Annotated in this window: 12 protein-coding genes; 1 reads left to right on the top strand and 11 read right to left on the bottom strand. The window is 46.0% G+C overall.

Annotated elements, in window-relative coordinates:
• Positions 1 to 667 (bottom strand): sugar phosphate isomerase/epimerase family protein (locus Q0668_RS10110; RefSeq protein ID WP_298863749.1); only part of this gene is annotated, 667 nt, incomplete at its 3' end.
• A gap of 401 nt (positions 668 to 1068) precedes the next feature.
• On the opposite strand from Q0668_RS10110, the gene Q0668_RS10105 reads away from it, so the two are divergent.
• Positions 1069 to 2436 carry a hypothetical protein gene (locus Q0668_RS10105; protein ID WP_298863746.1) on the top strand — a complete coding sequence of 456 codons (1368 nt, stop codon included), beginning with the start codon at positions 1069 to 1071 and terminating at the stop codon, positions 2434 to 2436.
• Between the two features lie 119 nt (positions 2437 to 2555).
• Here the strand turns inward: Q0668_RS10105 and Q0668_RS10100 are convergent, their stop codons facing one another.
• From Q0668_RS10100 to Q0668_RS10055, 10 genes are all read right to left on the bottom strand, one after another.
• Positions 2556 to 3764 carry a site-specific integrase gene (locus Q0668_RS10100; RefSeq protein WP_298863743.1) on the bottom strand — a complete coding sequence of 403 codons (1209 nt, stop codon included), beginning with the start codon at positions 3762 to 3764 and terminating at the stop codon, positions 2556 to 2558.
• Positions 3765 to 3917: 153 nt separating this feature from the next.
• Positions 3918 to 4532: a hypothetical protein gene (locus Q0668_RS10095; RefSeq protein ID WP_298863740.1), complete on the bottom strand. Its 615-nt coding sequence runs from the start codon at positions 4530 to 4532 to the stop codon at positions 3918 to 3920.
• Positions 4533 to 4912: 380 nt separating this feature from the next.
• Positions 4913 to 5095: a hypothetical protein gene (locus tag Q0668_RS10090; protein ID WP_298863738.1), complete on the bottom strand. Its 183-nt coding sequence runs from the start codon at positions 5093 to 5095 to the stop codon at positions 4913 to 4915.
• Between the two features lie 32 nt (positions 5096 to 5127).
• A complete protein-coding gene (locus tag Q0668_RS10085; RefSeq protein ID WP_298863735.1) occupies positions 5128 to 5631 on the bottom strand; it encodes a hypothetical protein in 504 nt (167 codons plus the stop codon).
• A 48-nt stretch (positions 5632 to 5679) separates the two neighbouring features.
• A complete protein-coding gene (locus tag Q0668_RS10080; protein WP_298863732.1) occupies positions 5680 to 5817 on the bottom strand; it encodes a hypothetical protein in 138 nt (45 codons plus the stop codon).
• A 162-nt stretch (positions 5818 to 5979) separates the two neighbouring features.
• Positions 5980 to 8070: a bifunctional DNA primase/polymerase gene (locus Q0668_RS10075; protein WP_298863727.1), complete on the bottom strand. Its 2091-nt coding sequence runs from the start codon at positions 8068 to 8070 to the stop codon at positions 5980 to 5982.
• Positions 8067 to 8399, bottom strand: a complete 333-nt coding sequence (locus Q0668_RS10070) for a hypothetical protein (protein ID WP_298863724.1) — start codon at positions 8397 to 8399, stop codon at positions 8067 to 8069. Before Q0668_RS10070 ends, Q0668_RS10075 begins: the two co-directional genes overlap by 4 nt.
• Before the next feature lie 9 nt (positions 8400 to 8408).
• Positions 8409 to 8714, bottom strand: coding sequence for a hypothetical protein (locus Q0668_RS10065; protein ID WP_298863721.1), 306 nt, complete (start codon positions 8712 to 8714; stop codon positions 8409 to 8411).
• A 53-nt stretch (positions 8715 to 8767) separates the two neighbouring features.
• A complete protein-coding gene (locus Q0668_RS10060; RefSeq protein ID WP_298863718.1) occupies positions 8768 to 9010 on the bottom strand; it encodes a hypothetical protein in 243 nt (80 codons plus the stop codon).
• Between the two features lie 135 nt (positions 9011 to 9145).
• Positions 9146 to 9934 (bottom strand): hypothetical protein, encoded by a 789-nt coding sequence (locus Q0668_RS10055; RefSeq protein ID WP_298863715.1) that lies wholly within the window; start codon positions 9932 to 9934, stop codon positions 9146 to 9148.
• Between the last annotated feature and the right edge of the window lie 76 nt (positions 9935 to 10010).

Below are 10010 nucleotides of genomic sequence, written 5' to 3'. Positions count from 1 at the left end.
TCCCGGGTCCCAGGAGGTTCGAATCATTCACGTGAAAGTGTCCAACTCTGCTGTCATATTTGCGAATCAGATCAGGAATTGGATCCGTTTCCGCGCCTAACATCGCTTTCACATCCTGATGCAGTACAAAATTGTCTGCTTCAACCATGTCAATCAGCTCGACCGCTTCCGCACAAGTGTTTACAAAGTCCGTTTCTTTAGTCGTTAACGGTTCCATGCAAATCCGTACGCCCCTTTTAGAAATGGCAGGTAAACAGTTTCGAAATACCTCAGCAGCGTTTGCATAAGCCTGATCACGCGACATACCCTCTTCCAGATTACGCTGGAAGGGAGAACCAAATACCATTAAATCTCCACCTAGATCAGCGCACAGATTTCCGAGCTCAACAAGGTAGTCTGAGGTCTTTTGTCTGACAGCGGCATCAGAAGTGGTCAAATGTAACCCATCAGTTTTTGCCAGAAGCCAATGCAGGCCAATGATTTCCAGTCCCCGCTCTTCAGCCGTTTGTTTGATAAACGCGCGCTGATCCGCAGAAATTTCAGCAGGACTGTCGGCAAATGCGAACGGCGCTAACTCGATCCCTTGATAGCCGATTTCGGCAATCAGATCGCACTGTTTTTCCCAGTCCCAGTCAACAAACAATTCCTGACAAATGGCAAACTTCATTTAAACATCTCACTTTACTATTGAAAAAAGATTGAAGGGTTTCTTTGGTCTTTTTGAGGATAACAGTCACTGAATCATTCATCGAGTCTTATCTGTAATTCTTCCAGTAGCTTTTGAAGATTACTATCACGGAGTTTAAGTCGATTTGCAAGTGAGACAAAGCATGAAAAGAACAGGCAATGATCACATATTCAACCTATAGCACAATTAGCACAATAGAAACGAGTATCGATTGTAATGATCGATCGGTTTATGTTGTCCAATGGAAAGAGGATAGGTAGTAAGCTGCGGAGAAATGGGTGTATCTGTTAAGTAAAGTTGAGTTTGATGACGAAGTAGATTTTAACTGTCCCCAGTTTTCAATTAATTTTGCTGAAATGAATTAGTAGAGGAATAGACCAATGAAAAATACAACCTGGATTCCCCTTCTGGCGGTCGCCATGATTATGGCCTGCTTTGGAGAGAATGCCCAGGCAGGCTACCTGGGAGCTGGTAGATATAACTGTTGTCCCACAGAAGCGTGTACTTCTTGTGGCGATTACAGTGCTGCCAAAGAATGCTCAAGTACCTGCTACAAAACTGTCGTAGAAACCGTCTGGGAAAAGCAGAATTATACCTGTCAAAAAACAGTGTATGATACAATCTGCGAAAAAGTTCCCGTTCAATACTCAAAGAATGTTTACAAGACTTGCTACCGTGATGAATGCTATTCGGTTTGCAAGCCTGTTTATCAAACCTGTTATCGAGATGTCTGCTATAAAGTCTGCCGTCCCGTTTACAAAACCTGCTATCGTACTGTCACATGCAAACGCCGACGGCCCGTGTATAACACCTGCTACCGGGATGTCTGCTACACAGTCTGCAAGCCGGTTTACAACACCTGTTACCGAGATGTCTGCTACACTGTAAGACGTCCGATTTGTGAAACTCACTATCGGGATGTCTGCTGCACGATTTACAAAACGAACTATAAAACCTGTTACCGTGATGTATGTCGTACTACTTGCAAGCCCGTTCATACCTGGCACGATGTTGAAGTCTGCTGTGGTGAATGGAAAACAACGACCGAACATTGTCCCGGTCCGATTGTTGAAAAATGCATCTGTGAACCTGGAACGTGGGAATACGATTGCAGTTCCTGCTGCCCAATTTACAAACCCGGATGCTGCAAAACAGTGAAGGTTCAATGTCCCGGAACCACTGTATGCCGACGAATCTGGTGTCCTAAGACTATCACCAGGAAAGTTTGCTGCACTACCTATAAACGCGAGTGCAAAACTGAGCGGGTTCCTTACACAGTATGTGAGCGAGTTCCCTGTACGATTACCAAGAAGGTACCTTACACATGTGTCCGTCATGAGTGTGAAACACGAACCAAGAGGGTTCCTTACACTACATGCAAAATGGTACGTGAATGTCGTACTCGCAAAGTGCCTTACACGACTTGCTGCTGGAAAGAAGAATGCGTGACCAAGCAGGTTCCTTATACCACTTGCACCATGGTTTCAGAATGCCGGACCCGCAAGGTTCCTTACACCACCTGTAGCTATGAGCAAAAAACCTGTACTCGCAAAGTTCCTTACACCACTTGTCAGAAAGTTTGCTGCACGCGGTATGTAACGCGAACGAAATGTGTGCCACGAACGGTTTGTGTCACCAAAACTCGATGTGTGCCAAGACAAGTCTGTCGCAAGGTACCAGTGACTGTCTGCTGCCCCGCACCAAAGACATGCACTGCACCGGCGCCCAAGACTTGTGTCAGCAACTAGTCAAAGCGATGCCAGAAGGATTTTCAGCAATTGAAAATTGAAACTGCAGAAGGGCGGTTGATCCAAGATCAACCGCCCTTTTTGTATAGGCAGTGATCCGAGAATCGTAAAGTGCTAATTTATAACGTGTTGTGGCTTTTCTCTTTTTCTGGTTTAGCATCATTTTTGGAAATGCTACGTAAACTGCTACAGGGACGCGCCTCGAATGCCTCGTAAATCGCTTCTGCTGCCTTCTCTGCATTCCGGCCAACGTAGAATCTGAGAGTCGTTTCCATGCTCTCATGCCGCATCAATTGCATTAGCTGTTGAGGCATGATCAGTTGAGCCCATCGCTCCCCGAAAGACCGTCTAAGATCGTGAGCCGATGCAAACTTATCGTCACTCACTGCAACGTTTGCCTTTTTTCCGATCTTGGCAACCTTCTTAGATATCGTCATAGGCGTCATTTGATTTCGGCTACCCCATCCAGAGAGTGGATTGAATACCGGGCCGGTTCTCTGGTCTTTTGGTACTTCCTGCAGGAACTCGGCAAACTCGGGAACGATAGGGAGCAACCTGTCTTTATTGCCTTTCTCCGATTCAGCCCTAATCCTCAGCATTGGATACTTGCCGCTGAAATCAACCGATAGTTTGTCTTCCTGATCCCAGTACAATTCCAGAGATTCAGCTAGACGCAATCCAGAGTACCAAAGACCGCGCAAATAGAATTTCCATGACTCGACCACTTTCGCTTTATCCTCTTTGGTACTACGCACCATCTTTATTACCTTGGGAACAGCATCAAGCATACGCTCGAATTCTTCTAATGTGATAGGACGTCCTTTCATTGCTTTCTCTGATCGGGCTCGCTTCAGATTTGGGAATACTGGCACAACGTTGATCAGTCCGACAGACTTTGTCCAGTTCAGGGATGATTTAAGGTGTGCTAGATAGTCCTTTATTGAGATGTCTTTCAATTCCTTTTCGCGTAGCTGCTTCACAAACTTGCTGAGTGAATTCCCGTTAATCTGCTTCAATGTCTTAGGGTTGATCGTTTGCTCTACGTGATTGAATGAAACGGAAATGATTTTCGCTGTGTTTTTTGCCATGCCTGGTACTACTTCGGTTTCGTATCGCTCTCGGAAATCCTGCCAGCTAGTTTTCACAACCTTATAGAATGTTCCTTCGTTGAGTTCCTTTTCCGTCTGGTTCTTAATGCGTTCGGCTTCACGTTTGATATTGGTCTTTGTGCTTTTCCAAGTCTCCCGGCCAGTATCGGGATCAACCCATCGCATCTGGTAATTGTTGCTATTCTTTCGTTTTGTTAGTCCAACGTTAATCACTGCCATAGCTTCAACTCTCCTTTAAAGTGCCTCGTTTCCGAGTAGTAAACATCGTATTTCATTTCATCGCGTTACAGCCAATCCTGTGACGTTCTCAGACGTGTGTCGAAGAATCCCCCGCCTGACCATTATTGCCAGACGGGAGAAACCAAGACACCTCTATTCCCATTCCAATGGTTGTTCTTCTGGCTGTTCACAAGCCCTTGATGGTCGCAACGGACAAGCAATGTATGCCCGCTGGATATCCTCGTATGGGCCTTGATAGAGCCGTTCATTCAACTGCCCGATGATTTGCCGGGTTTGCTCTATTGGTCCATCAACGCGAATGAATGCAGGAGGCATATCGAATTCGTGTTTTGGTTTCCAACGTGGAATATTAACGCTGACGATTGTGTGAGTCTTACTACCCGGAGTCAGAATTCTAATAAACCAGTGCTGCACGTATCCGTCTTTGCTTTTGTCGATCCGTTCCCGGTTTAGCATCGCTGCAATTTCGGACGCCGTACCCTCAGTTTTGAAGTTCTTCGCGTTTGGTGGGGGAGTCTTCCATCCTGTAGGCACCCATCGAGCCGATGCGGGAATTGTTATCAGATAGATAGGCACTGTTTGACGGGGCAAGTCAACGCTGAGAATGTCACCTAGTGGCTTGCCAATGGGGGGAGGTTCTACTGCTTCCATTTCCGGCCAGTTGGTTGATCGCTGGTAGAGCTGCTCTACTGGCTGGCTGTTGTGGGGATTGCAGACGCAAGAGGGGGTAACGTTTGAAGTGCTCATATCAGAGCCTTTCTTTTTGCACCGAAGTACAAAAGCAAAAATTCTATGCTCTCACACACAGATCCGAGGCGGTGAAATGCCGCCTTGGTCGCCTCACGGTTAGACCACTCTGCGCAAGAGCATAGAATCTTGGTTATTTCTTTGTTTTTCGGAAACAATATTTCATGCCTTTCGGCTTTTCGGACCCGCATTCTATTTCCCCTCTCTCTCGATTGTCAATATTGCCTTGCGTGATTCTCTCGATAGTCCAAAATGGACAATCGACAAAACAAGGCAAAAACGCCTATGTTTCACCAAAGTCTCAAAATGAGCCTTTGGGAGATACTGCCTCAATTCCGCTGTGGATCCATTAGCCATTCTTCAGGAATTCCCGTCTGTTTTCATGCTGATTCACCATCAACCTGAATCTCTTTAATCAAACGCTCTGTTTCCTCGATTGCCTCAATGAGCATATCACCGGCCTCTTTACCGAAACGATCAGTCAGTCGGTCTGCAGACGCCCGAAAATATTGCATTGATTTTAGATAGGCCTCTCGTTCTCTTGCAGGAATACGCTGATTCATGTTTTCTCTTCCTTCAATGTTAATAGTTTTTGTTACTCGTTCGTTTCGTCGTCGCCAAACGCGTCCTTAATGTGATTGATTGCATTCTCCCACGCTTCAAGCAGGATATTCAGCGCATCATTGCCGTATTGCCTGTCTAGTTGCTCGCCAGCTGCTTTCATGAAACCGAGTGACGTAATAAAGGCAGGTCTCACAGCAGTCATGTTGACCATCTCCCCTTGACGCTCTTGCAGGTCGATCTCAGCTAGATCAGCCTTCACGCCCCTGTAACGCTCCAGATTGTCACTGTCGCCGCCTGCCAATAACGGATCTGATGACTTGCACCACTTATTGTTCTTCCCCCACTGCAGCATCGCGTCTAATGGGTAGGCCCCCTTTTGTCCCGGGCATCCTTCGCTTATCCATATCTGAATTGTTCGAGAGGACAGCCCGAAAAACTTTGCACACTCCGCTTGAGTTGCTACCTCAAAACGCTCATTGAAATTAGAAGAAGACGAATCCATATTTTGCTCACTATTGACAGAAATTTTCGGCATTCCGAACACATGCCACGCGTTAAATCGTTTTCCAAGGACCCAAGTGTCTCAATGCACACCCTTGCTGCTCACCCCTTCGGTCTGCCCCGACTCCCTGCCAGAGAATAGACGTGCCTGTATGCTCGCTTCCTCTTCGACTTCAACCTGTCGTGCTGACAGAACCCGCAATCCAACCCCGCCCGCCATGCGCCTAAGCTTCACCTCGAGCCCCTCAACCGTAATGAAATCATTCACCGGCTCTACTTCAATTTGAAAAACTGTACTCACCATCTCGCTTTCTCCTGATTGCTAAACTTAAATAAAACAGATACCCCGACCATAACAGAGGCAAGGCATTGGTCTGCCCTTCTAAAAATATTCGCTTTCGGAATCTGTTGGAAAAGCTTCATTCAAATCAACGGGTAAGCTTTTCTGACAATCATCCTGTTTAAGACTTGTACCATCGTGATCAAACACAGTAACGGGAAGGTACCCTTTATAAGGGGTACCGTTCCCTTTGCTGCTTTGAGTTGAGCGGGAAGCGGGTAAACACTGTTCGTTCCCGTTGCTACCCGCTGTACCCGCTGTATCTGAGACCAAAGTGTAATGGTCATAATGCCGACCATTTTTTGCCTTCAATTCTTCTGAAGTGACCTTGCCCATTTTTACAAGCCTTGCCAGTGCTGAATTGGTTCGTGGTGTCGTGAGGTTGGTATTATCTCGAACCTTAGTAGCGGTAACGGGGACATCGAAAGACTGAAGCTCTTCGGCAACCTTTCTCATATCTTCTTCAAATTGAGCTTCGTTCTGCTCCTTCTTTCGTTTTTCTTTGGCGGTTTGCTTTTCTGCTCTGGCTTCCTGTGCAGGAAACAGTCTGACGTCCCATATTCGCCCGCCTGGATCGTCAATGGATCCTTCATTGATATCTAAAGCCCACGCTTGGGAGTGGCCTGCAGAGCCACCAGCAACGAAATGCAGCTTATGGTGTCCGGGGATATCTGGCTTATAAGCATCCCGGCGCCCAAGCAGCACCCACTGACGAGCGAATTCTTGAAAGCCAGCAAAAGCGATTTCCTCTAGTTGTGGCTCATTCCAATCCTTACCGTCTCTTGTTTTACGGGTATGATGAATCAGGATAATCGTACAGCCTGTTTCCTGTACCAGATTGGAAAGCGGCTTAAGCTTCTCCCCCACTGAAAAAAGATTGCTGGCACTATCCCCCAAACTCATACAGAGGTAAACGGGATCAATGAAAAGCACTTCGATCTCTAGTTCCTCGATTGTTTGACGGATAAAATTAACATCAATTGCATTTTGCAAAGATGGAGTATCAAAGCAGAAATGAAGATTCTCTACATTGCTAGGAAGTAGGTTTTTGCTTTTGGTAACTCGTCGAAAAGTCTCCTGAAGAGTCGGCTCTCCTGATTCACAGGAAACAACTGCCGTATTGACTGGGATTGGAACAGGAAACTTCCCCAGAAAGTGGGTACCGGTCGCAAGGCTTACCGCCATATCAATAGCTATGTTTGTTTTAAGGCACTTCTTTTGCGCTGCCATAATGCAAGGCTGGCCTCTTGTGAGAACACCATTGATCAGGAATTCGGTTGAATAGTCACCTTCATTGAATTCCTTTGCAGAAATGAACGTCAATCGTTCCTCTGGGTCTTCTAGTTGCAATTGGGAATAATGATCTTCAATAAAAGCAACGCTGACCTGATCGGGATCGTAACGTGCTGCACTTCGGGCAATGTCTTCAATTGCTTTCTCTGTGCCTGGTTTCTCGCACCGTTGAAGATTTATCAATTGCAAACTTGCGTTTATTTCATTGAAGGAAAGTCCAATACGCCGCAATGACCCGGCGATTCGAATCAGGGTATCCTGCTGGACTCCATGCGGGATTGTGTTTCCCTCCAGCTTTACAGGGGCCTTGTTCGTTGTATCGAGCTTCTCAATAATCCAATCAGGAACAGTCGCTAGATTGTCGCGTGAATCCAACTCGCACCCGTCAAGCCACTTGTAAGGCTTACCATTCACCACACTTGGAGCAGCGACGATATAACCGCCATTCGCTCTTGTATCGACGTTACGGGCCAGTGTGCCTGTTGTGTTGCGTAGTTCTTCATCACCTAGAAAGACATAATGACGACCACCGCTAGGAGTTTCTGAAATAGCACCGTCAGATAATCCGCTCAACTTCTCGCTATTGGTCAACCACTCGTTGTTATGTCCATCGATATCGACGACTAGTAACCCATCGGTAGAAAGCCCGATATTTGCAGTCGGCTCGGCTTCCCACCATGTAACGATAATTTCTTCATCCGTTGTCGCATCTTTGCAGCCATGCGGAGCAAGAGAGCCAAGCGGTTTCTTGTCACCTGGTACACAAGGAAAGACTTTTATGCCTTTACCAGCGTACTCAAGCGCTGCCTGTAAATTGATGTTATGTACTACCTGATTCATGCTGTCACCTCACTTAGGTCTTCTGGCATTGCCGAAAATACATAGGAAGCCCATTCCATGCTGCTGTTTTCATAGTCTGGGAAGTGAAGAGAGACACCATAAGTTTTCAGATAGTGCTTATAGAACTTCAATTCATCACACATAACATCGATATTCAAAATAGCGGTTAATGGGTGACTCATAGCAAAGCCCTCTGGGACTAGCTGAATAACATCTACAATAAATTTATCTTCAGTTTCTTGATAAACCGTTCCAACCCTGGCCGGTCTTCTTAAAACAAACTTTGACATAGATTTTAAAGGAACGCTTTTAGTGTTTAATTTTTTCATAGATATACCTCATCCCAATTCAGGTAAATAAAAGTTAATGAACTCACGCCAGATCAAAGCCCGTTGCCTGGAACATCGCGATTGCTCGACCTCGACCACGTAAGGCTGAATGCCATGCTCTAAGGCAATCACGGACTGAAATTGCCCGTATGCACGGAACTGCTTACCGGTCATCGTCGATTCATAACTGATTAAATGACCGGGGAATAAGAGACTGACTGTGACCTGCTTAGGTTCTGTATTTGTCAGTTCAATATTTGAAAATGTGAACTTGCTTTTACGTAATGGGATTGATTTCTGCTTTTCACTCATCATAATGGTATTGTCCCCTGATAAGGATATGTGTTGATTGAAAACAGCCCCGAAGCCTAGACCGCTTCGGGGCTGTTGCCGTTTGTGGATTCAAGGAAATCGATAAAGCTTGAGCCTCTTACAAACTTACGATTTCCGACTTTGAGCATTTTTAAACCGGCTTTACGTGCTTGACGCAATGCCCAGTTTCCCATTCCTGAAGCCAACTTAAACTCTTCCAAAGAATAGAGAGTCTGAGGCTCAATCGATTGCCCTTGTTTGTGTTTCTGCTTGTCTTTTTGTCCTGCCGCCTGCGCCATGATTCACCTCGTTTTCACAGTATTGTGTGAGTTGCAGTCAAAACTGCTTTGACTGCTGTTGGTGTTTTTTATATCAGGCGTACGGGGGAGAATCGGGGGAGAAATCGGGGGAGAATCGGGGGAAATAAAAATTGGTTAAAAATTAACTAATTGTCTGTATCCGGGCATACCTGGAACGTCAACTATTACCTTGCCGTAGATCTGCTGTCCTTTGAACACATCCCGAAGACGTGTAGTACTTGACGCTTCGTCTGCTTCTACGATGATCTCAAGATCTTTCATTGGAGGACGTCCAGCAGATTGGTTTTCCCACATAACCCTAAAGCATGCCGCACGTAACCTGCTAAGATAATAAGTTTCTCCATCGTAGTGAATCACACTGAAGTTGTTTTTGTGCGTCAGTGTCTTTTCTATTCCTAGACTCTCTACCTCTATGCTAGGACCTGCAGATGATGGGACTGCAGCAACCCCTTTCTCTCCCCTAGCTTTCAGCTCGATAATGGCTTCAATACTAGTGGTGACAATATCGCTGATCACGGAAAAACCGTTCTTTGGCAAAGGATCAAATGAGAATTCACCTGCTGAGTAGACTGTTCTCTTGTTATAGAGGTCTGGTTCAGGACGTTTCCGGGGGGCTGGTTCAGGAGCTTCCTGAGCTTTACTGTGATCAAAGAATTGCAGGGGTAACTCTTTGGCTGGAACACGCCATTTATTGCCGGATTTCACCGCCCCATCCATGCTAGATAGTTTTGAGCTCATATCCTTTGTACTGATGCCAAACCTCTTAGATAGTTCCCTTACTGTGATCGGTTCGGTTTTCAGCCTCTCCAACTCAGCCTGTCGCATGGCTTCTCGCTTTTCTGGTGGTATGGAATTTATAATTCCTTCTGCTATTGAATCAATAAGGATGCCCGGTTCCCACATCGTCCTTTCCGGTTTGTCGAATTAGTGAAGGTAAAACAACCATGATAAAGCACGCTTATCGTCCCCTGTAATCACA

It is taken from the genome of uncultured Gimesia sp., from assembly GCF_937910335.1.
In the GTDB taxonomy this organism is placed as follows: domain Bacteria; phylum Planctomycetota; class Planctomycetia; order Planctomycetales; family Planctomycetaceae; genus Gimesia.
This window is presented reverse-complemented; position numbering and strand designations above follow the sequence as displayed.

Excerpts from the sequence above, each read along its gene's own strand:
- Q0668_RS10105 (WP_298863746.1), top strand. The coding sequence starts at position 1,069 with ATGAAAAATACAACCTGGATTCCCCTTCTGGCGGTCGCCATGATTATG.
- Q0668_RS10100 (WP_298863743.1), bottom strand. The coding sequence starts at position 3,764 with ATGGCAGTGATTAACGTTGGACTAACAAAACGAAAGAATAGCAACAAT.
- Q0668_RS10095 (WP_298863740.1), bottom strand. The coding sequence starts at position 4,532 with ATGAGCACTTCAAACGTTACCCCCTCTTGCGTCTGCAATCCCCACAAC.
- Q0668_RS10090 (WP_298863738.1), bottom strand. The coding sequence starts at position 5,095 with ATGAATCAGCGTATTCCTGCAAGAGAACGAGAGGCCTATCTAAAATCA.
- Q0668_RS10085 (WP_298863735.1), bottom strand. The coding sequence starts at position 5,631 with ATGCCGAAAATTTCTGTCAATAGTGAGCAAAATATGGATTCGTCTTCT.
- Q0668_RS10080 (WP_298863732.1), bottom strand. The coding sequence starts at position 5,817 with ATGGCGGGCGGGGTTGGATTGCGGGTTCTGTCAGCACGACAGGTTGAA.
- Q0668_RS10075 (WP_298863727.1), bottom strand. The coding sequence starts at position 8,070 with ATGAATCAGGTAGTACATAACATCAATTTACAGGCAGCGCTTGAGTAC.
- Q0668_RS10070 (WP_298863724.1), bottom strand. The coding sequence starts at position 8,399 with ATGAAAAAATTAAACACTAAAAGCGTTCCTTTAAAATCTATGTCAAAG.
- Q0668_RS10065 (WP_298863721.1), bottom strand. The coding sequence starts at position 8,714 with ATGATGAGTGAAAAGCAGAAATCAATCCCATTACGTAAAAGCAAGTTC.
- Q0668_RS10060 (WP_298863718.1), bottom strand. The coding sequence starts at position 9,010 with ATGGCGCAGGCGGCAGGACAAAAAGACAAGCAGAAACACAAACAAGGG.
- Q0668_RS10055 (WP_298863715.1), bottom strand. The coding sequence starts at position 9,934 with ATGTGGGAACCGGGCATCCTTATTGATTCAATAGCAGAAGGAATTATA.